General features: G+C 60.7%; 20 protein-coding genes. 11 read left to right on the top strand and 9 right to left on the bottom strand.

Translation table 11 applies throughout. The features are described 5' to 3' along the window. Positions 1–3 precede the first annotated feature (3 nt). The 4 genes from ACYVIT_RS08355 to ACYVIT_RS08370 are packed head-to-tail and all read left to right on the top strand — an operon-like array spanning position 4 to position 3,591. Complete coding sequence (locus tag ACYVIT_RS08355; RefSeq protein WP_415806594.1) at positions 4–963, top strand: ABC transporter ATP-binding protein; 960 nt, start codon at positions 4–6, stop codon at positions 961–963. Further along, a complete protein-coding gene (locus ACYVIT_RS08360; protein WP_415806595.1) occupies positions 960–1,673 on the top strand; it encodes an ABC transporter permease in 714 nt (237 codons plus the stop codon). Before ACYVIT_RS08355 ends, ACYVIT_RS08360 begins: the two co-directional genes overlap by 4 nt. Further along, a complete protein-coding gene (locus ACYVIT_RS08365; RefSeq protein ID WP_415806596.1) occupies positions 1,670–3,049 on the top strand; it encodes a GldG family protein in 1,380 nt (459 codons plus the stop codon). Before ACYVIT_RS08360 ends, ACYVIT_RS08365 begins: the two co-directional genes overlap by 4 nt. Next, positions 3,046–3,591 (top strand): electron transporter SenC, encoded by a 546-nt coding sequence (locus ACYVIT_RS08370; protein ID WP_415806597.1) that lies wholly within the window; start codon positions 3,046–3,048, stop codon positions 3,589–3,591. The genes ACYVIT_RS08365 and ACYVIT_RS08370 overlap by 4 nt, the downstream gene beginning before the upstream one ends. Here the strand turns inward: ACYVIT_RS08370 and ACYVIT_RS08375 are convergent. After that, the gene (locus tag ACYVIT_RS08375) at positions 3,563–4,432 is read right to left on the bottom strand and encodes a DMT family transporter (protein ID WP_415806598.1); all 870 of its coding nucleotides are present in this window, start codon (positions 4,430–4,432) and stop codon (positions 3,563–3,565) included. The two genes, ACYVIT_RS08370 and ACYVIT_RS08375, sit on opposite strands and share 29 nt — an antisense overlap. Positions 4,433–4,757: 325 nt before the next feature. Between ACYVIT_RS08375 and ACYVIT_RS08380 the strand changes: the two genes are divergently transcribed. Next, positions 4,758–5,459 carry a haloacid dehalogenase type II gene (locus ACYVIT_RS08380; protein ID WP_415806599.1) on the top strand — a complete coding sequence of 234 codons (702 nt, stop codon included), beginning with the start codon at positions 4,758–4,760 and terminating at the stop codon, positions 5,457–5,459. A gap of 131 nt (positions 5,460–5,590) precedes the next feature. Here the strand turns inward: ACYVIT_RS08380 and ACYVIT_RS08385 are convergent, their stop codons facing one another. Then, positions 5,591–6,571 (bottom strand): Bug family tripartite tricarboxylate transporter substrate binding protein, encoded by a 981-nt coding sequence (locus tag ACYVIT_RS08385; RefSeq protein ID WP_415806600.1) that lies wholly within the window; start codon positions 6,569–6,571, stop codon positions 5,591–5,593. A 189-nt stretch (positions 6,572–6,760) separates the two neighbouring features. Between ACYVIT_RS08385 and ACYVIT_RS08390 the strand changes: the two genes are divergently transcribed. From ACYVIT_RS08390 to ACYVIT_RS08410, 5 genes are all read left to right on the top strand, one after another. Further along, on the top strand, positions 6,761–7,714 hold the full coding sequence (locus ACYVIT_RS08390; protein ID WP_415806601.1) for a LysR family transcriptional regulator: 954 nt from the start codon (positions 6,761–6,763) through the stop codon (positions 7,712–7,714). Positions 7,715–7,861: 147 nt separating this feature from the next. Next, entirely contained in the window at positions 7,862–11,203 is a 3,342-nt protein-coding gene (locus tag ACYVIT_RS08395) for an acetate--CoA ligase family protein (protein ID WP_415806602.1), read from the top strand. Between the two features lie 47 nt (positions 11,204–11,250). After that, on the top strand, positions 11,251–12,129 hold the full coding sequence (locus ACYVIT_RS08400; RefSeq protein ID WP_415806603.1) for an SDR family NAD(P)-dependent oxidoreductase: 879 nt from the start codon (positions 11,251–11,253) through the stop codon (positions 12,127–12,129). 70 nt (positions 12,130–12,199) lie between these two features. Then, entirely contained in the window at positions 12,200–12,670 is a 471-nt protein-coding gene (locus ACYVIT_RS08405; RefSeq protein ID WP_415806604.1) for an Rrf2 family transcriptional regulator, read from the top strand. Between the two features lie 105 nt (positions 12,671–12,775). Then, positions 12,776–13,663: an NAD(P)/FAD-dependent oxidoreductase gene (locus tag ACYVIT_RS08410; RefSeq protein WP_415806605.1), complete on the top strand. Its 888-nt coding sequence runs from the start codon at positions 12,776–12,778 to the stop codon at positions 13,661–13,663. Between the two features lie 112 nt (positions 13,664–13,775). On the opposite strand, the gene ACYVIT_RS08415 is transcribed toward ACYVIT_RS08410, so the two are convergent. The 6 genes from ACYVIT_RS08415 to ACYVIT_RS08440 all read right to left on the bottom strand — a co-directional run bounded on the left by ACYVIT_RS08415 (position 13,776) and on the right by ACYVIT_RS08440 (position 19,131). Further along, the gene (locus ACYVIT_RS08415; protein WP_415806606.1) at positions 13,776–14,450 is read right to left on the bottom strand and encodes a glutathione S-transferase family protein; all 675 of its coding nucleotides are present in this window, start codon (positions 14,448–14,450) and stop codon (positions 13,776–13,778) included. An 83-nt stretch (positions 14,451–14,533) separates the two neighbouring features. After that, positions 14,534–14,959 carry an SRPBCC family protein gene (locus ACYVIT_RS08420; protein WP_415806607.1) on the bottom strand — a complete coding sequence of 142 codons (426 nt, stop codon included), beginning with the start codon at positions 14,957–14,959 and terminating at the stop codon, positions 14,534–14,536. Further along, on the bottom strand, positions 14,956–15,306 hold the full coding sequence (locus ACYVIT_RS08425; RefSeq protein ID WP_415806608.1) for an ArsR/SmtB family transcription factor: 351 nt from the start codon (positions 15,304–15,306) through the stop codon (positions 14,956–14,958). Before ACYVIT_RS08425 ends, ACYVIT_RS08420 begins: the two co-directional genes overlap by 4 nt. 92 nt (positions 15,307–15,398) lie before the next feature. Beyond that, positions 15,399–16,196 (bottom strand): methylmalonyl-CoA decarboxylase, encoded by a 798-nt coding sequence (scpB, locus tag ACYVIT_RS08430; RefSeq protein ID WP_415806609.1) that lies wholly within the window; start codon positions 16,194–16,196, stop codon positions 15,399–15,401. Continuing rightward, positions 16,193–17,365 carry a CaiB/BaiF CoA transferase family protein gene (locus ACYVIT_RS08435; RefSeq protein ID WP_415806610.1) on the bottom strand — a complete coding sequence of 391 codons (1,173 nt, stop codon included), beginning with the start codon at positions 17,363–17,365 and terminating at the stop codon, positions 16,193–16,195. The genes scpB and ACYVIT_RS08435 overlap by 4 nt, the downstream gene beginning before the upstream one ends. Positions 17,366–17,901: 536 nt before the next feature. After that, positions 17,902–19,131, bottom strand: a complete 1,230-nt coding sequence (locus tag ACYVIT_RS08440; RefSeq protein ID WP_415806611.1) for an MFS transporter — start codon at positions 19,129–19,131, stop codon at positions 17,902–17,904. A gap of 302 nt (positions 19,132–19,433) precedes the next feature. On the opposite strand from ACYVIT_RS08440, the gene ACYVIT_RS08445 reads away from it, so the two are divergent. After that, entirely contained in the window at positions 19,434–20,351 is a 918-nt protein-coding gene (locus ACYVIT_RS08445) for an MBL fold metallo-hydrolase (protein WP_415806612.1), read from the top strand. Between the two features lie 18 nt (positions 20,352–20,369). Here ACYVIT_RS08445 and ACYVIT_RS08450 read toward each other — a convergent pair whose 3' ends face one another. Next, the gene (locus tag ACYVIT_RS08450; RefSeq protein ID WP_415806613.1) at positions 20,370–21,083 is read right to left on the bottom strand and encodes a GntR family transcriptional regulator; all 714 of its coding nucleotides are present in this window, start codon (positions 21,081–21,083) and stop codon (positions 20,370–20,372) included. Between the last annotated feature and the right edge of the window lie 74 nt (positions 21,084–21,157).

The raw sequence follows: 21,157 nt of genomic DNA on the forward strand, positions 1-21,157 counted from the left end.
CGCATGTCAGCGGCGGTCGCGCTCGAGGGCGTTACCAAGTCGTTCGGATCCCGGCAGGTGCTGCACGGGATCTCGCTGGCCGTGGGCAAGGGCGAGATCGTCGGGCTGTTGGGACCGAACGGCAGCGGCAAGACCACGACATTGCGGCTGATGGCGGGCTACTATGCGCCCGACAGCGGCCGCGTGACGGTCTGCGGCCGCACGCCGGCCGCAGGGCGCGGCAATACTGATATCGGTTACCTGCCTGAGCGTGTCCCGCTGTATGACACGCTGACGGTGAGCCAATACTTGGCGTTCGTAGCGGGCGTCAAGATGCCTGGCGACCGCATCGGGCGTCGCCGGGCAATCGAACGATCGCTCGACGGTTTCGATTTGCAGGGATTGGCAGGCACGCCCATCGGCCGTTTGTCCAAAGGGCAGCGCCAGCGGGTGGGCCTGGCACAGGCGGTGTTGAACGATCCGCCAGTACTGCTGCTGGACGAGGCTACCAATGGCCTGGATCCGTTGCAGATCGTCGAGGCGCGCGCCATGATACGGCGTTGCGCCGAGGGGCGGGCCGTGGTGTTCAGCAGCCACTTGATGCAGGAAGTCGAGGCGCTGTGCACTCGCATGGTGATTCTGCGCAATGGCCATCTGATAGAGGACGCACCGCTGGGCGGCACGCAGCCACTGCTGAAACTGAGGCTGGATCTGCCAGATGCTCTGCACGCCAAGCTGCATCAGGCCTTGGCCACTTGCCCGGGGGCGCCGCGGGCGCAAGTCACCCTGCTTGCCGAAGGGCTGAGCGATTGGCAGATCGTCTGGGACGATGCCGAGGCAGAGCAAGCCTGCGACGCGGTGCTGCGGACGGTGCTCGGTATGGCTCGCCTGCGGGCGGTGCTCGGCGCGCATGATGCGGTAGAGACGCGATTGCTGGCAGCCTTGGCGCCCAATGACGACACAGAGATCCGGAGGCGTGCATGAGCGGGTTTGGCGCGTTGTACCGGAAAGAACTGCGCACGGATTTCGGAGCGCCGGTCGCCCTGGCGGTAGTGGCGGTGTTCTGGGCGCTGGCGGGTTATCTGTTCAGCTTCAATCTGTTTTTTGTGAGCACGGGACAGATGGTGACCTCGTTTCACAACATGACGATCTTGCTGATTCTGGTCATGCCGCTGGTCAGCATGCGGGCATTCGCCGAGGAGGCCCGTCAGGGGACGCTGGAACTGCTGCTGACCCTGCCGTTGTCGGATGCAACGCTGGTCGCCGCCAAGTTCGCAGCCGGGCTGACGATGCTGGCGTTGATGCTGGCGGGCACCATGGTGGCCGTGTTGCCGTTGGCGTGGTACGGGCAGCCGGATTATGGCCCCATCGTGGGCGGCTATATCGGCGTGTTCCTGTATGGCGCGCTGTTCCTGTCCATAGGCATTGCCGTGTCCAGCGTCTGTTCGAACCAGATCGTGGCGGCCAGCGCCACCTGGGGCATCCTGGTCCTGCTGTGGTTTATCGATTATCCCGCCGCGCTGGATGCGCTGCCGGCGTTGTCGCCGCTGTTCCAGGCTTTGTCGCTGTCGGCCCAGCATGTGGATTTCATCCGCGGGGTGCTGCCTGGGCCGGCCACCGTCATGCTGCTCAGCTTGGCCTTGCTGGCCTTGATGGTGGCCGCGGTAAACCTGAAACGCTGGAGGCTGCGATGAGCCGCGCGTCTGGCATGCGGCGCGTCGGACGGCGCTGGCTGTTGTGGCTGCCGGTCGTGGCGACGGGCGCGGTATTGCTGGCGCTGAACCTCTGGGCGACGCGCAGCCTGGGCCGGCTGGACCTGACCGCGCAACGGGTGTACAGCCTGTCTGAGGAAAGCCTGGAGGCGGCGCGCGCCATCCGCCAGCCTATAACGGTGACTTGGTTCTATGACCTGCGCAACAAGGGCATGGTGGATGCCCTGCATCTGTTGCGCCAATACGAGCGCGCCAACCCATTGATCCAGGTAACCGGGGTGGACCCCGCGTTGCGGCCCGCGCAAGCGCGCGCGGCCGGCATCCAGTTCGCGGGTAGCGCGGTGCTGGAATCCGGCGAGCGGCGCACCACGATCAACGGTGGAACGGAAACCGACTTTACCAACGGCTTGATCCGCATCAGCCAGAACGGGTCGCAGACGATCTGCTTTACCCAGGGACATGGCGAGGCCACGTTGAACAGCCTGAGCTCGCTGGACGACCTGGAAGACCACGATCACGACGAAAACCTGGTGGCACGCGTCGAAGTGCATGAACGCAATGGCCTGGCACTGGCGCGTAATGCCTTGCGCACCTTGGGTTTCGCTACCGTGGGCGTGAATGCGGGAGGCTTGGCGCAAGCGCTGCCGCATTGCGCCGTGGTTGTCGTGGCAGGGCCGCGTGCGCCGTTCGGCGCTGAGGACCTGGGCGCGTTGCGCGACTGGACCGCAGGTGGCGGCAAGAGCCTGGTGCTGCTGGAACCCGACAGCGCTCACGGTTTGGGCGATTTGCTGGCGGATTTCGGCGTGGCGCAGGCAGTTGGAGGAATAACCGATTCGGGCAGCCACTACCGCAATGACCCAGGCAGTCCAGCGGTCAGCGACTACACCCGTCACAAGTTGACGCGCGGCCTGCCGTTGAGCTTTTTCCCCGGTGCCGCCGCCCTCGAGCCGGCGGGAGAGAGCCTGCCGCCGGGAGTCGCGGTCACCCCCTTGGCACAGACATCGCCAGAGGCGCGGCTGCCTGGGCGTGAGGCGCAGCGCTTGACGTTGTTGGCCCTGGCCACCGGCAAGGCCGGCCCAGAGGAGAGCGCCGGGCGGCCCATGTTGCTGGTCGCAGGCGACAGCGATTTTGCCACCAACCAGCACTTCGCAGCGCTGGGCAACGGAGCGCTGTTCGTCAACGCGGTGACGTTGCTGGCCGGCGCGGACCCACTGCTGGATATCCGGCCTCGGCATTATGAGCAGGGGCGTGTAGAACTGACCAACCGCCAGATGCAAACGGTGTTTTGGACCAGCACCGTGGCCTTGCCGGCGCTGGCGCTGTTGATCGGCTTGATGATGTGGTGGAGGCGCCGATGACGGCCACGCGATCCTGGCTGGCGGTGCTGTTGGCGGGTGTGGCTCTGTCGATATGGCAATGGAATGAACTGCGCGAGGGGCCAGAGCACCACGACGGACACAGCCATCTGCATGACGAGCGCGGCAAGCCAGCACGCTTGTACGACTGGGATGCCGCCGATGTAGCGCAGGTGATACTGTCGACCCCGCAAGCGCAGATCACCATGGATCGCGAACCAGGCGGCTGGCGCAGTCCTTCGGCCACGGATTTCGACGTGGCCGGCTTCGTCAAGCTGTTTTCGCAACTGCGCAGCGAGCGCCAATTGACGCCCGTCGCGGGACAACCCTATGGTTTGTCGCCGCCTCATCTGCGCATTGCGCTGCGGGACACGCAGGGCAATGCGCTGGCTCTGATGGACGTGGGCGATTTGGCGCCAGATGGCTTTAGCCGTTATGTGCAGGTGCCCGGCGAGCCGAGCATGCGCATGGTGCCGGACTACCACGTGCGCGAGCCGTTGGCGAAAACACGCCTCCTTAATGATCGACCGACGCGGGCACCCTGAACACGAGGACCAACCCAGCCAGGATTGCCACCATACCCGCCATGGCCAGCGCAGGCATCGCGTTACCCAGGATCAGATAATCAAGAAACACCGTGATCACTGGCACCAGATAGAACAAACTAGTGACGTTGACCAAGTTGCCGTTGCGTATCAGCCGGTAGAGCAGCAATTGCGCCCCGACCGAGATTCCCAGCCCCAGCCACAACAAGGGAATCAAAAATCCCAGGTTGAGCTCTACATGAACGGGCTGCAGTGGGGTGAGGCCCAGGCACAACAGCAAGGTTACGGCATACTGCAAAGGTAGCACTTCGGTGGGCGCTTGCTGAATGCGTTTTTGCAGCATGGCTCCGAAGGTCATGCATAACAGTGCAGCCAGCGCGTACCCCATGCCGAGCCCGGACAGTTTTGTCAGGACCAGACTTTGATATACCACTAGCGTCAGGCCTGCCAATGAGAGCGAGAGGCCGAGCAGCCGCCAGGTGGAGAAACGCCGTTCGGTCATCAGCAGGGTCAGGATCGGCTGTATACCGAGTAGCGTCGCCAATAGTCCAGGGGTGATGCCATTTGCCATCGCCTGGAAATAGCAGACCGAATAGCCACCGATCAGTAGCAATCCCGTTCCTGCAATCTGCCACCGTGTCCCGGGCCTGGGCAACCACCGGCGGTTTGGCAAACCGATCAGCAAGAGGGCACCGAGCGCCAGGCTGAAGCGCAGGATCAGCATAGCAAGTACGGAACCGTGGTCCAGTCCCCAGCGGGTGAAGATAGCCGCGCTGCCCCATAGCAGCACGAACGTGGACATGGCGGCGAAACCCGTCCATGTGAAAGATTTAGAAGTCATTATTTATTCACCTGTCGAACAACGAACAGGCCCCAGCCATCCGCTGACACCTCAGTGTCAGGGCAGCCTTAATGGCATCAGGGTAGGGGCCGCGAAGCGGGCTGGATCAGCCCAGGGTCATCGCGAGTGGCGGAGCCACTGCGATGTTCGCCGGAGGCGCGACAGATGAGGGCGGCGGGTTCGTAGCGCGCACGCCGCCGGCCACGATGCTCGTGGTCAAGGCGAGTGGGATATGGCGCGCAGACGAAACCATTGGTGTCTAGTCAATATCTAGAGATAATTGCGAAAGAATATAGCACGTGCATGCCCGCAATGGAGAAAACTTATGTCGGACACAAAGGCTGTCGTTTTTGACCTCTATGGCACGCTGTATGACGTCCATTCCGTCGCGCAACGATGCGATGCTTCGTATCCCGGTCGAGGCATGGAGATCAGTGCCATGTGGAGGCAGAAGCAACTCGAATACACGTGGCTACGCAGCTTGATGGGTCAATACATTTCATTCGAGCAAGCAACTTATGATGCGCTCGTGTATACCTGCAACGCCTTGAGGCTCGATTTGGATAAGGCGACCTGCGATGTGCTGTGCGAGGCCTACCTGAATTTATCGCCGTACCCAGAGGTCCCCGCCGCATTACGGCGGTTACAGGACATAGGGCTGCCATTGGCGATTTTGTCGAATGGATCTGTCTTTTCGATTGACAGTGTCGTCAAGAATTCTGGGCTGCAAGCATGTTTCTTACACCTGCTCAGTGTCGAGCGCGTCGGCGTATTCAAGCCCGACCCGCGCGTCTATGCGTTCGCGTGCCAAGCCTTGGACCTGCTACCGGCTCAGATTCTCTTTGTGTCTTCGAACGCTTGGGATGCGTCGGGTGCGCGCCATTTCGGGTTTGACGTTTGCTGGATCAATCGTCGCGACAGCACGTTTGACGAATTGGGCGTGGCGCCATCGTATGTGGTTCGCGGGTTGGATGAGCTGCCAGAGATTATCCTTGCCACATCGCCTGCTCGTACTGCGCCGGACTGATGTCTCAAAGGTCCGGCACGCGTGGATAAGTAGGAAGCTGCTGAACATGATATGCGCCGCACGCGTATCGGCATCTTTCCGAAGTTTACGCGTACCCGGCAGCTGTATCGAGGCCCAGATCGCGTCTCGAATCACGAACCGCGGATGCCCGCCTTTTGGATGACATCGGTCCACTTGGACATCTCGGCGTCGATGAACTTGCCGAATGCGGCGGCATTGCCTGGGCGAGGCTCCATACCCTGCGCCAGGAGACGCTTCCTGATCTCGGCGTCGGCCAGTGCGTCATTGATTGCTGTGTCCAGGCGTTCGACGATCGGGGCTGGTACGCCGGCTGGCGCCATAAATCCATACCAGCCCGACGCCACCACATTCGGAAGCCCCTGGCTACGTAAAGTAGGTGCCTGAGGATAGATTTCGCTTGGTTCGGCGGAGGCCACTCCCAGCACGCGCAGCTTGCCGCTCTGTATATGCGGAAGCGCTGCGGTAATGGCCGTCAGTGTCGCGTCCAAGCGCCCCGCCAGCAGGTCCGTGTACGCCATGACGTCGCCACGATACTGCACGGTCAAACCTTTTACCTGGGCATCGCGCAGGAACAGCTCGGCCGCGAGATGTGGCAGCGAGCCGTTGCCCGGTGAGCCGAACGTCAGGCCATTGGTCTGGGATTTTCCGTAGGCGATCAGCTCCTGCGCGGTCGTCGCGGGGGATTGCGCGTTGACGATCAGGAATAATGGAACCGTGGCGGACATGGCGACGGGTTGCAGGTCTTTCTTGGGGTCATAGCCCAGATCCCCGTACAGGGCCTGCAGGGTGGAATAGGGCGCGGCGGCGTACAGAATGGTATAGCCGTCGGCCGTGGCATGAGCGACAAATTCGTTGCCTACCCGGGTGCCCGCGCCAGCCTTGTTCTCTATGATGACGGATTGGTTCAGGCGTTTTGCCAGGAAATCTCCGATCAGGCGTGCCGACAGGTCATTGGGACCGCCGGCCCCGTAGGGCGCCACAATTTTCACGCTGCGGGCGGGCCACGCCTGATTGGCCAATACTCGGGGCACGACGCCAGTGCAGGCGGCCGCGGCCGCTGCGCTCAAGAGCGTCCTTCGGCTCATCTTCATGTTTGTCTCCTGAATATTCGAATAGGAAGGAGAGTTCGCCTCGGTATCCGCAAGAAGCCGGCCCCTTCGCGACCCTGAGAGGCGATGATAGATGGCGGTTTCTATTAGGACAATTTTCAAATTATTGATTACTTAAAGGCTTGGGTTATAAATCGATTCTGACTTTCCGACGGCAGTAAAGGACATCCCATGACATTCGAAGTCACGCTGCGGCAGTTGCGCGCCTTTATTACGGTATTGGAATGCGGCAGTTTTTCTGTGGCAGCCGATACCATGCATTTATCGCAGGCGGCCTTGAGCGGTCTGGTCAAGGAACTGGAAAGCCGGCTAGGCGTGCGATTGCTGGATCGCAATACGCGCAGTGTCGGCGCTTCGGTGGTCGGCAAGGCATTCGAACCCATGGTGCGTCGTGTGTTGGCAGACTTGGATGAGGCGCTGGAGAGCGTGAGTAATCTGAAAGCGCTGCGCCGTGGGCTGGTGCGAGTGGCCGCGCCAGAGACGCTGTCGTGTACGTTGCTGCCGGAGCTCGTCGCTGGCTACAGCGAGCGTCATCCGGGCGTGGAAATTCGGTTTGATGACGTGCCGATCGAACAGGTGCTCGCCAATTTGCATAACGGCAGCTCGGATATCGGTTTCGGCCCCGCGGGCGTGCTGACCGACGATGCGATACAGGCGCATCTGATTCGCATCGATCCCTTGTGGGCCGCACTGCGTCCTGACGATCCGTTGGCGACGGGAAAACCGGTCAGCTGGAAAGACCTGCGTGAACGTCCACTGATCAACTACATGCCCAACCTGGCGACGAACGTGCTGAGCAATGTGCCGTCACGACGGCATCCGGAGCAGATCGTGCCGGTGCATAGAGTCAACACGGCGCTGTCGTTGTTGCGTGTGAGGCCTGGCTACGTAATCTGTCCGTCTATGGCGCGATCGTTGGTCGAAGGCTTTGGTCTGGTTTTCGTGCCATTGTGTCAGCCCGCTGTGAGCTGGCGCATCGCTTTATTTACTCGCGCGCGGGCCGCATTGTCTCCTGCCGTGGAGAGCTTTCTCGACTATGCGTTGGAAGCCGCCCAGGTCGATGAAGCTGCCCGTGCGCCGGCTGTACGCCCCGCGGTCGCGCGCAGTCGGCGTGGACTTGGATAAATAAGATAATCTGATAAAACCCTCAGAAATCTCGTCTTGTCCGATAAAACATGGGCGCGTATCTTAGGCGGCCAGCCTCGGGAATTCGCAGCGTGCGGATTCCACTTGCAGTTTGCAGAGGCTTTTCCAGACCCTCATGCGCCGCTTATGAATTTGCCCGACCTAGATTCTTTCCTGTCACCGCGTTCCATCGCTATCGTGGGCGCTTCTACCAATCCCGCCAAAGTCGGCGCCGTGGCGCTGCGGTATCTGCTTGAACATGGGTATCGCGGTGAGGTGTACCCGATCAATGCTGGGGCACAGCGGATCGAGGGGTGTCTGACTCACCCCTCGATCCGCGCTGTGGGCAAACCGATCGATCTGGCGATCTTCGCCATTCCCGCCTCGGGTGCGGATGCTGCACTCGACGATGCCATCGGCGCAGATGTGCGAAACATCGTCATGTTCTCGGCCGGCTTTGCCGAGCTGGGAGCGCAAGGCGCAGTGGGGCAGCGTCAGTTTGTAGATAGGGCGCGTGCAGCAGGAATCCGCGTACTGGGGCCCAACTGCCTGGGGTTCATGAATGTGGCGCAGTCTGTGTACGCCACATTCTCACCAGTGGTGTCTACCGGTCTGGTCAAGACAGGCCATATCGGCTTGGTCAGCCAGAGTGGCGCGTTCGGCGCATACGCCTACGCGATGGCGCGCGAGCGCGATGTCGGACTTTCCGCGTGGGTGACCACGGGCAATGAGTCAGACATTGACGTGGCTGATTGCATTGCGTGGATGGCACGCGATCCCGCGACGCGAGTGATCATGGCGTATCTCGAAGGATGCCGCGACGGTGCAAAGCTGCGGCGAGCGCTGGACCTGGCTCGCGCAGCGAGCAAGCCGGTGATCGTGGTGAAAGTCGGCCGCACGGCACTGGGAGCGCAAGCCGCCGCATCGCATACCGCGGCGCTGGCGGGCGACGATGCGGTGTATCAAGCACTGTTTCGCCAACATGGCGCCTGGCGCGCCCGTTCCATCGAGGAATTTTTCGACATCGCACATTGTCTCGCGGTGTCTGGCCGACCGAGCAATGGCCGTGTGGGCCTGCTGACAGTGTCGGGTGGCGTCGGTGTGATGATGGCAGATGACGCGGCCGAGGCGGGGTTGGACGTCGCCGAGCTGCCGGCAGCCGCGCAAGAAATCATCCGAGCTCACGTGCCGTTTGCCGCGACACAAAACCCAGTCGATCTGACGGGGCAGGTCACAGCCGATCCGTCGCTGCTCGATACTGCAGCTCGTGCAATGTTGGAGCATGGCGACTACGGCAGCTTGTTGATTTTTCTGGCCGCGTTCGGCAGTACTCCTGCCATGCAGATCAGGCAACAACAGTTGGCTCGGGATTTACGGCAGGAATTCCCCGGTCGTCTGGTGATGTTCAGCGCACTGGCCGACACCGGGCAGCAACGTGCGCTCGAGGAGCAAGGGTGCCTTTGCTATGGCGATCCGGCCCGAGCAATCCGTGTGCTGGCCGCGATGGCGTTCTTTCACGAACAGCAGTTGCAGGCCAAGCCCGTGCCGGCCGTTGCGATCCCGTCGATCGCGCTTCGGCCCGGCCCCTATAGCGAAGCCGACGCGATGCGAGTCTTGAGCGAAAACGGCATCCCCGTCGTACCGACACGTCATGCGCATTCTCGTGAAGACGCGGTGGACCACGCATGCGCGTTGGGATTTCCGGTGGTCATGAAGGTCGTATCTGCCGATATCACGCACAAGAGCGATATCGGCGGCGTGGTGCTGGATATCCGTGATGGGCAGGCGGCTGCCGGCGCCTACGATCGTATTCTGTCGACGGTGGCCGGTGCGGCGCCGCACGCTCGCGTGCAGGGAGTACTGATTGCACCGATGTTGCGCGGCGCTGTTGAGTGCATCCTCGGGGTACGCCGGGATCCTGTCTTGGGGCCGGTCGTGATGTTGGGGACGGGTGGTGTGAATGTCGAGTTGTTGAGGGACGTGGCATTGCGGCTGGCGCCGATCGACATCCAGCAGGCCCGCGAGATGATCAGCGAGCTAAAGATCGCCCCGTTGTTCGCCGGGTTTCGCAATGCGCCCGCTGCAGATGTGACCGCCTTGGCCGAATGCATGGTGCGGCTCTCGCAGTTTGCCGTGGCGGTGGGCGATGCGCTCGACTCGGTGGAGTTGAATCCGCTGGTGGTATTGCCGCAGGGCAAAGGCGTATGTGCATTGGATGCGGTGTTGTTGACGCGAGTCGAGACTGTGCCGTCACCTGCTGCTCGGCAGGCAGTGATCGCCACTTTGCCGCTCTTCGAGATGGCGCGCATGCGTGCTTCAAATACCGCACGCAAGCACACTGTGGCCGGCTTTGCCGGCGACAGTCCCGTGTCGACGATGCGTTGGGTGAATCAGTTCACCCATACGCGCAGACTGCGCGGTCCGGGCGACAAGGAAGTGGTGACGCCAAACAACGACACGCTGTTCACCAATGCGTGGTTGGATCTGTCGAAAGGACCATTGGTCATTGACGTTCCACCGATGGGGTCACGCTACTGGGTGCTGGGATTTTTGGATGCGTGGACAAATCCCTGGGCATATGCCGGGCGACGTACCACCGGTGGAGCCGCACAACGTCTATTTGTGCATGGCCCGGGCTGGCAAGGCACCGTACCGGCGGGCATGCATCGGATCAGTGCTCCTAGCGACGATGTGTGGGTCATCGGCCGTATTCTGGTGGATGCCGATCCGGCAGACTTGGCGCAGGTGCATGCGCTGCAAGATCGTTTCGCCATTTGTCGACTCGATGGGACGCCCGCGTTGTCGCGTTTGGACGTGTTGCTCGACAACCGCGATACCGGTATACCCGAGGCACACGAGTATCTGCGTGTGCTGGACAACATGCTTGAACGCAATCCGCCGTCCGAGCCTCTGCCATGTTGGCCGCCGGAGGTCGCTGATCTGCAGGCAGCTTTGACCGAGGTCTATAGCGAACTGCGCGACGTGGCGCAGCCCTCTGCATTGGGCGGTGGGTGGACCACGGCGGTGGCGGTGCGCACGAGCTTTGGCAACGACTTTCTGACGCGCGCTCGAGTGGCGCGTAATTGGATAGGCACGCTCGGTGTCGACGAGGCGATGTACATCATGGCCGAGGTAGACGCCGACGGTGCGCCGTTGACGGGTGCACAGCGTTATGTGCTGCGTTTTGCCCCGCAAGGCGGGCCGAAAGTGGACGCGTTCTGGTCGATCACACTCTATCGTCGCAGCGACTGTCTGCTGGCCGCAAATCCCATTGGACGGCATTCCATCGGGGATCGCACGCCGGGCCTACGGTACGACGAAGACGGTGGCTTGAGCATCTCGATCCAGGCCGATGATCCCGGGCCGACGAAAAACTGGCTTCCTGCACCCGCGGGGGCCGGGTTCTATCTCACGCTGCGACTATATCAACCTCAATCGACTCACCTGGACGGCGAGTTTCGTTACCCTCCTGTTCAGCGCGTGGGCTGAGCGGTCGGCGCATGAACGAACATGATGACGTTTATCAGGAGCAGCGTATGTTGAAGCGACTAACGGGCCGGGTGGCGATCGTGACTGGCGCGGGTGGCGGCCTGGGACGCGCCCACGCCATGGAGCTGGCACGGCACGGTGCGCAGGTGGTGGTCAATGATCTCGGCAGTGCCGCTCAAGACGTGGCTGATGCGATCTGCGCTGCTGGTGGACAGGCCATCGCAGTGATGGGCGACGTGACGCAATATGCCGACATGGAGGCCATGGTTGCACGCTCGATAGAGGCTTTCGGGCACGTGGATATCTTGGTGAATAATGCGGGCATTCTGCGAGACCGCAGCTTTGCCAAGATGGATTTGGACGACTTTCGCCTCGTGCTGGATGTTCACGTCATGGGCGCCGTCAATGCCACCAAGGCGGTGTGGCCCCACATGTGCGCGCAATCCTACGGACGGATCGTGATGACGACCTCGTCGTCGGGCTTGTATGGCAATTTCGGGCAATCAAACTATGGCGCGGCCAAAATGGCGCTGGTCGGTCTGATGCAGACGCTCTCCCTCGAAGGTGCCAAACATAACGTTCGGGTGAACTGCCTGGCGCCTACTGCCATGACTGCGATGACCGAGGGTTTGCTGGATCCGCAGGCGGCAGCGATCTTGACGCCGGAAAAGGTCAGCCCGGGGCTGATTGCATTGATAGACGAGGGCGCCCCGACGCGCATGATTCTGTTGGCGGGAGGAGGCAGTTTTGAATGCTCGCACATCACGATGACGCAAGGCATCCACCTGGGTGACGCAGAGGCACCAGTCGATGCGTTGTGCGAACAACTCGAACAGGTACAAGCGCAGGCCGATCAACGGGTTCCGGCCTCAGGCTGGGACCAGTCCCGGCATGAACTGGCAAAGGCCCTTCAACACGCGAGCTGAAGCGTTGTGCGGATATCGCCGATAATGCAGGGTAACTGACAATCCCGGCCTCGGCCTTGATGCGCGACCCATGAGAACTGATAGCCGCCTTTCCCGCATGCTGCACGTACTGTTGCACATGGCACGTGCCAACGAGCCCATGACATCAGAGCAGATCGCGCGCATGTTGGGCACGAATGCCGCCGTTGTCCGTCGCACCATGGCGGGCCTGCGCAAGGCCGGTTATGTGCAATCCGACAAGGGCCATCATGGCGGCTGGCGCCTGGCTTGCGGGCTGGATCGCATTACGCTGCTCGACGTACACCAAGCGGTCGGCGGCCCGCGTATTTTTGCGATCGGCCCCGACCGCGACAATCCCGACTGCGCCGTAGAGCGCGTGGTCAACGCAGCAATTGCGGATGCCTTGCAACAGGCCGAGACCCTGCTGGTTCAGCGGCTGGGGGCTGTCAGTCTGGCCGATCTGGCCGGACAGTTCGACGCATTGTGCCGCGCGGCTCCCTCCAGCTCGCAAGCAAAATCGGGTCATCGGCGACAGCACTGAATCCTCGTCGGGTGCCTGACCGAAGAGATAAATATCGCCGGAGTTTGCGGTTTAATGTATCATTAAAAGATACGTGATATTAAACGCATACGAATGAGGTTTCCGATGGAATTCGACGTGATCATCATTGGGGGCAGCTATGCCGGTATGTCAGCCGGGCTGCAATTGGCGCGTGCGCGCCGTAACGTGTTGGTGATTGATGCTGGACAGCGTCGTAATCGCTACGCTGCCCATTCGCATGGCTTTCTCACGCAAGACGGCAAACCTCCTGCGGAAATTGCCGCCGCAGGTCGAGCAGAACTCATGCGCTATGCCACCGTGCAGTGGTTGGATGACTGGGTAGAGACCGCCGAACCTGTGGACGGTGGATTTCGAATCGTTGCGCGGCAGGGGACCGTGCATACCGCACATCGTCTCATCCTCGCCGCGGGGGTGCAGGATGAACTGCCGGAATTGCCCGGTTTGGCACAGCGTTGGGGCAAGCACGTGTTCCATTGCCCCTATTGTCATGGCTATGAATTGCAGCAGGGGCATATCGGTGTGCTGGCCGTGTCGGCGATATCATTGCATCAGGGGCTGATGCTGCCCGATTGGGGGACGACGACGTTGTTCCTGAATGACGCATTCGAGCCTGATGCCGAGCAGTTGGCACATTTGAAGGCCCGGAATGTGCAAGTAGAGCCGGGCAGGGTGGCGCGTTTGGACGGTGAGGCCGTCGATGTGGTGATGCAGGACGGCCGCGTATTCTCGCTGGCGGGCTTGTTCGTCGCCACGCGCGTGCGTCCGGGCGCATTGGCGGCTCAGCTCGGGTGCGAGCTGGAAGAAGGCCCGCTAGGCCCCTATGTGAAAGCCGATTTCACACGGGCGACGACAATACCTGGCGTATTTGCTTGCGGCGACCTGGCCCGTCCGGCGGGGTCGGTGGCACTGGCAGTGGGCGACGGCGCTATGGCTGGGGCTGCCGCACATCGTTCGCTGATGTTCGGTTTGTGATGTCGCGTCGTCGTCCGACGCAGGCCACGCGTGTGGCTTGATGCCTTGTGCATGGTCTGTATCGGGCCTCTACAGCGGTACTGTATCGTCGCCGCTGGTCTGCGGACCCGTATCAGCCAGCAGCGGGCCGGGCGCTGGCGCGTGCGGCTTCGTATTCTGCGAATGGCCGCAACTGGTCGGCCAGCGCCTTGCGAAATGCCGGCCGTGCCTCGCAGCGCGACTGATAAGCCTGTAGCGCGGGCCGGTCGCTGACGAGCGAGGTGTTGCGCAAGATGCGCAGTACCGTGGTCATCATCAAGTCTCCGACGGTAAAGCGGTCTTCCAGATAGTCGCGCTCACCCAGCCATTTCGCCAATTCATCCAGGCGCTTGCACACGGCCTGCTCCGCAGTCGGGAGGGCTGGCGCCGCCCAAGGCTCATTGACATGGAAAATCATCAGCCCGCCGAGATGCGTGATAGGGGGCTCCACAGTGTTCAAGGCCGCCAGTGTCCACGCGCGCGCACGTGCGCGGCCTTGTGCGTCGGCGGGCAGCAATGCATCGCTGCGCTCGGCGATCTCCAGCACGATGGCTCCGGATTCGAATAGTTTGAGGTCGCCATCTTCGATGGCGGGGACCTGCCCGAAGGGCTGCAACGTCCGGTATTCCGGGCTGGCTTGGTCTTTCACACCGATCAGCTTTTCGTTGTAGGGGATGCCGGCTTCTTCGAGTGCCCAGCGCACGCGTAGATCGCGCACCAGGCCTTGCGCAAAAGGTGGTACCCAACGGAATGCAGTAAGAGTGATCATGGGGCGCTCCCACTGACTTCGGCGTTCGTGCCGAGCAGGAAAAGGGCGCAGCTGCAAAGCTACGGGATGGATGTGGTCCGGGCTCAGCCCGCAAAATGCCGCACGAGTTTGTCCAATGCGCCACCCCAGCCCTCTTCGTGACCGGTGCGCGTGGCTTCGTCTTGCAGGCCGCTGTGTGTGAGCGTGAGTTCGGTACCGGTGTCAGTGGCGCGCAACGCAAACTCGACGCGCGACTCGCCGCCATCTTCGTCATCGGACCAGCGCCAACTCATCGCCAGATGATGTGGAGGATCGACACGCAGGTATTCGCCGCTGCTTTCATGTTCGCTGCCGTCGAGCATGCGAAATCTCACTCGAAAATGGCCGCCGACCCGGACATCGGTTTCGGCGATGAGCACCGGCCCGCCGTCCGGGCCCCACCAGCAGGCGATGCCATCAGATGTGGTCAAAGCCTCGAATACCGTAGCGGGCTGTGCCGCGATGCGTCTTACAAGAGTCAGGCTGGTCATTTTTCGGGTCTCCGTTGGGCTTCCTGGCTTTCTGCGTAGGCCGCCAGGCGATCGAGGCTATGGTTCCAGAAATGCTCGTAGCGACGTAGCCAATCCATCGCTGCCTGCATGGGAGCAGGCGATAGGTGAACGGTAACGGTGCGCCCGGCCTTGGTGCGGACAATGAGTCCGGCATCGTCAAGGACGTCCAGATGTTTCATGACCGCTGGCAGCTTGATGGAAAAAGGCTGCGCCAACTGGCTGACGGTCGCACTGCCTTCTTGCTCGAGTCGTGCCAGGATGGCGCGGCGAGTTGGGTCTCCCAACGCTGCAAACGTCCGATCCAGGGTTTGATAATAGTTCACCATATGGTGAAGTATTCGCCGAATGACGTCGCTTGTCAACTCACGCGGCTTACCCGTGAGGCTTGCATTGAGTGCGCTGCGTCGTGATCGGCGCTTTACTTCCCAGTAAAGATCGCCGCTCGCTTCTCCAGAAAAGCGTTGATTCCCTCCTGGAAGTCTGCGCTCTCGTAGACCCGCCGCCGCATATCCTGGATTCGTTCGAACACTTGTGCTGCGATCGGCTGATAATCCGCGAGTACTCGGAGTTGTTCCTTGATGATCGCCATCGCAAGGGGGGCCTTGGTCGTCATCCCCTCTGCCAATGCCATGGTGAAGCTGTCGAGTTCGCCAGACGGGACAAGGTGATTCACGATGTGCCAACGCTCGGCCTCGGCTGCTTTGAGCGGGGCAGCAGTGAAAAACATTTCCTTGATCAGGTTCATGGGCAGTCTGCCCATGAAGTGCAGCAGACCTGTCGTGTTATAGGGGAGCCCCAGGTTGACCGGCGTGATGGCGAAGCTGGCCGTCTCGTCGGCGACAATCATGTCGCAAGACAAAACCAAATCCAATGCGCCGCCCCAGACGCTGCCATGCACCATCGCAATGACGGGCAGCGGCAGCTCGCGAATGGCGCGCAGTGCTCTTTCGAGCGGATCAGAATAGCCCAGTGGGTCCTCATGTCCTCTGGGTAATTCCTTGATATCGTGGCCGGCGGACCATACCGAGAGTCCCGGTGCGGCGCGCAGGATGACGGCGCGCACCTCGCCGGTATCGAGACCGTTCAATCCTGTGATCAACGCATCCAGCAATGCTGCACTCAATGCATTGCGTTTGGCGACATTGTTCAGCGTAAGCGTTGCCACGCGATTCTTGATCTCGACGGTCAGTATGTCGGATTGCATTGCGCTGCTCATGGTTTTTCTCCGGCAAACTCGGCCAGAATCGCTGCCCGATGGGCATCGAGTTCAGGGGGCGGTGCATAGGTAGACGGCTCAGGGGAACCAACGACCTTGATGGGATTTCCTGCGACCTTGATGGTCCCGGCGACTGGATCCTGCACCGAGATGATCATATTGCGCGCAGCGACCTGGGGCTCTTGCATCATGTGGGGAATATCGTTGATGGGAGCACAGGGCACGCCTTTCGCGTTCAGTGCTTCGAGCCAGGCTGCGACAGATTTAGTACGCAGCACTTTCTCCATTTCCGCTTGCAATGCATCGATGTTGAGATGGCGTAAATCATTGGTGGTAAATCGGCTGTCGGCCGCCAGATCGGCGCGATCGAGCGCTTCGGACATGAGTTTGAACAGATGGTCGTTGCCGGCGGCAATCACGACGTTTCCGTCTTGCGCGGCGAACGACTGAAAAGGCGCAACGGAGGGATGGCGCGTGCCTTTGGGGCCGGGCAATTCGCCGGTCTTGTCATAAGCGGTGACCGCGTCTTCCATGATGGCGACCTGGCAATCCAGCATGGCGACGTCGATTTTGCTTGCGATACCTGAGACAGCGCGCTTGTAGAGCGCGGCGCTCAGTCCGGTGGCGAGATAGATCCCTGCGGCCATGTCGCCAATAGAGACACCGACGCGCGCTGGCGGCTGGTCCGGATAGCCCGTCACGCTCATGATTCCTCCCATGCCTTGGACCACCATGTCGTAAGCGGCCCGCTGGGAAAGGGGGCCACTGTCTCCGAATCCGGAGGCAGCGCCATAGATCAAATGGGGATACCGTTCATGCAGGACGTTCCAGCCGTATCCGAGTTTCTCCATCGTACCGGGGCGGTAGTTTTCAACGAGCACATCGGCTTTTTCGAGGATCTTTTCAAAGATGGCGCGATCGTCGGTGTTTTTCAGGTTTAGAGCGATGCTCTCTTTGTTGCAGTTGATGGCTGAAAAATAAAGCGACTTGCCATTGTGGAAAGGACCGAAGGCCCGTGCATCATCGCCTGTGTCGGGAATCTCGACTTTGATCACCCGTGCCCCCATGTTGGCGAGTGTCATGGTGCAAAACGGTCCAGCCAGCACGCGCGACAGGTCGACAATCGTTATCCCCGCCAAGAGGGGGGTGGAATCGGCTGCATTGGCCATGATGAGCTCCTCGTATGCGAAACCGCCTTGCTTGCCGCAGGCGGGCAATCGGCAAGGCTGCGCTTTTTTTCAGGTAGGAATTGCGGCTATCGTGCGAACTGGGGTTCTCGGCAGCGTGCCATCGGTGGCGGACGAGGAATGGCGCCAGCGCTATGGCAAGAATTCATATATTCGCCAGGTCGGGTGGCCGGTGATTTGCCTAGCAGGATCAGCAAGGCTGAGTGTGGTTGCCGGGCTCTATCATTTGAATGAGTGCCCGGGCGGCCAGGAGGCTGTCGTGGTTGGCGAAAATGAGTGGTGACGTCATATGCCAGAGCGAGTACTTTCCCCGGATAAATCTGATCCCGGAGAACGGTGATGAAACTGCCTTGCAGCACATCCGTCAATCGCGCCATGGTATGACACTCGCAATCGCCTCGAATGTCGCTCCACTCAGAGTCCAGTAGGCGATGGTGAGGCAGGGACTTGGTGACGCCGATAATATCAAGAATCCTGTGAAATCATCGAGCTGTTTTTTTCAACGCGGCCTTGTCAGGTCAATCAGTCTGTCCAGATAGCCGAGACAAGCCGATTTCCTTCTTCGGAAACGGCTTGAACGTCAGGGCGATCAGAAAAGCCCCCGTACCGAGTGCAAATGAACCCACATAGAGCCAGATGTAGCTGCCGGTGACGTCATGGAGGAAGCCGCCTGCCACAGGCCCGGTTGCCATGCCCAGACTGCCCGCCATAGTCGTGCCGCCGATCACTGTACCCATCATATGCAGCGGAAAATTTTCACGGACAATGACCGCATACAGTGGCATGATGCCGCCGTAGATGAAGCCGAACACCGCTGCCGCGGCGTAGAAGGTCCCAAGATTGCTGGCGAAGGCGTAGATCAGCGCACCAAAGGCCTGTGCGAGCAGCCCCCAGACGAGGATCCGTTTTGCGCCGAGTTTGTCGCCTAACAGGCCAAAAGCGACGCGGCCGCCCAGGCCGGTCAGGCCTTCCAGGCTGTAGATGGTCGCCGCCGTGATCACCGGAATACCGCACGTCACGGCATAGCTGACTGTGTGAAAAATCGGGCCGGAATGGGTGGCACAACAGAAAAAGTTTGTCAGGGCCAGGATGATGAACTGTCGCGACTTGAGCGCCTCTGCCAGAGAGAGGGAGGGCTGCTCAGTCATTTCCGGGGATGCCATCGCAGGTTTTGCCAGCGCGGGCGGACGCCGGATCAGAAACGAGAGCGGGATCATCGAGACGGCGACGATACCGGCGATGATCAGCATGGCGCTGCGCCAATCATGGCCGTCGACTAACCAGGCAGCCAGGGGAGACATCGTCATGGGCGCGACGCCCATCCCAGCGGACACCAGCGATACGGCGAGACTGCGATGAGTATCGAACCAGCCGGTGACGCTGGCCATGATAGGCACCATGATCGCAGCACCCGCGGCGCCGACCAACAGGCCAAAAGCCAGCTGAAAGACCAGGAGCGACGGTGCTTTACTGGCCAACGCCAGGCCCGCTGCCAGCAGTACGGAGCCGGTCAGTATTACCAGACGAGGGCCTAATCGGTCCGACAGGGTGCCCCAGAGGGGGCTCGCAATGGCCAAGGCAAGAAAGCCGATGGTCATGGCGGTGGAAATACCGGTCGTCGACCAGCCAGTATCCTGGGCAATCGAAAACAGAAACACCGGCAGGCAAAACATCGCGCCAATCGCGATACAGCCTAGCAGACCGCCGGCCGCGACGATCACCCACCTATAGATTTGGTTCTGCAGCATGGGAATTCCTCAGCGAAGGGGTTCAAGAGCACGACGAACGAACGCGCCGGAAATCGACATTGCTCCGAAAATATTTTTGGGAGCGTAATCCCGGCATGGTGTTGCGACCGAGTTTGTCCGACGAGACAGCGGTGTCTTGGCCACGGCTCAAAAATGGTTCGACCAGTTGGTGCGTATCAGGCAACACAGTGAGCACCGTCGCATGCCTACCGGCCAATCCTCCCCCTACCTACCATGACGACATGCGGCCTTTTGCCGTGTGGGCCCAGGCGATTGGGCCGCCACCTTTAGGAGGGTTCATCATGTTAAGCGTAGACAACACCGTGGAATCAGATAAGCAGCAGTTCGACGAACAGGTCCCTTCACGTTATGCACTGCGGATTGGCGAGATTGAAGCGCTGGTGATCAGCGATGGGGTACTCTTGCTGCCCGCTGAAACCATGTCGACGAATGTAGACCCCGTCGATCGGGCCGTCTGGCTGGACGACATGTTCTTGCCGCCGGATGCGTTCGATTGGCCGCTGAACGTGATGATGGTGCGTCGCGGCGATCGGAATATTCTGATTGATAGCGGTCTGGGCGCAGAATACCCGGACTTCCCGCGCGCTGGGTTGCTACCGCAGCGACTGGCCGCCGCAGGTATCGATCTCGGAGACCTGACCGACATCATCATCACTCATATGCACATGGACCATGTGGGCGGTTTGCTGGTCGAGGGAATCAAAGAACAATTGCGTCCCGATCTGCGGATCCACGTGGCGGCCTCGGAAGTCGAATTCTGGAAATCACCCGACTTCTCTCAGGCGAACATGCCGGAGCCCATACCGTCCGTGCTGTGCTCGGCAGCAACGCGATTCTTGAACGAGTACGGCAGCTATCTGCAGACGTTCGACGAGGAATGTGAGGTGGCGCCGGGCGTCACCGTCCATCGTACCGGAGGCCACACCGCCGGACACTGCGTGGTATGTCTGGAGTCTAGAGGTGATCGGCTGACGTTCGCAGGCGACGCGATATTCCCTGTCGGATTCGATCATCCTGATTGGCATAACGGTTTTGAGCATTATCCCGACGAGTCCGCCCGCGTCCGGATTGACCTGTTGAAAAAAATCGCCGCGACCGGAGAGCTATTGGTGGCGACGCACCTGCCGTTTCCCTCCGTTGGGCACGTGGCCATCGACGGCAACGGTTTTCGTTGGGTGCCGGTTATTTGGGACTTCTGATTCCTGAGGATCGATTCGTTACGCGCTGCGCCGCGTTTCACCATGCGGCGCAGGCGCGCCGGGATAGAGCTTGCCCGCATGCAGCAACTCCAGCACCAAATCCCGTTTACGCTGCAAGTGCTCGAGCAATATCGCGCGCATTCCTGCCGAGTCACGCTCGGACAATGCCTGCATCATTTGCTCGTGTTCCTGGATGGCGTGCTTCCATTTGGCCGCGTCCTGGTTGGTACGATAGCGTAGCGACTGCACGCGCGCGTTGATCGAGTGATAGGTGCTGGTCAGCACAGGGTTGTGCGCGGCCGCGTTGATGGCGTTGTGGATTTTTGCGTTGAACTCGTAATAGCCGGGCAGATCCTCCCGCTCATAACAAGCCAGCATTTCGTAATGCAGGGCGCGTAGTTCGGCGAGCTCTTCCTTCGAGATGCGTCGCGCGGCCAATTCACCGGACGTGGCTTCGAGCATTCCCAGCATTTCAAAGGTATGCAGGACGTCGGCCTCGGTCAACCGTACGGCCACGGCCCCACGATTAGGGATCAGATCCACCAATCCCTCGGCGGCCAGCAGTTTGATCGCTTCGCGTAATGGCGTACGCGATACGCGCAACTGTTCGCACAGCTCACGTTCATTCAGCTTGGCACCCGGGGCAATGCGGCCCTCGATCAGCAGGGTGCGCAACCGGGTGATAACTTGATCGTGGAGTGCCTGGCGAGAGATTTCGAGAACTTCGGCCATAGGGTGGTCCGGACGGCGGTCCAGCTGAATTGCGTCGATTGTCGAATTATAAATACAAAAATTCTGGGGATTTT

Source organism: Bordetella muralis, from assembly GCF_054781015.1.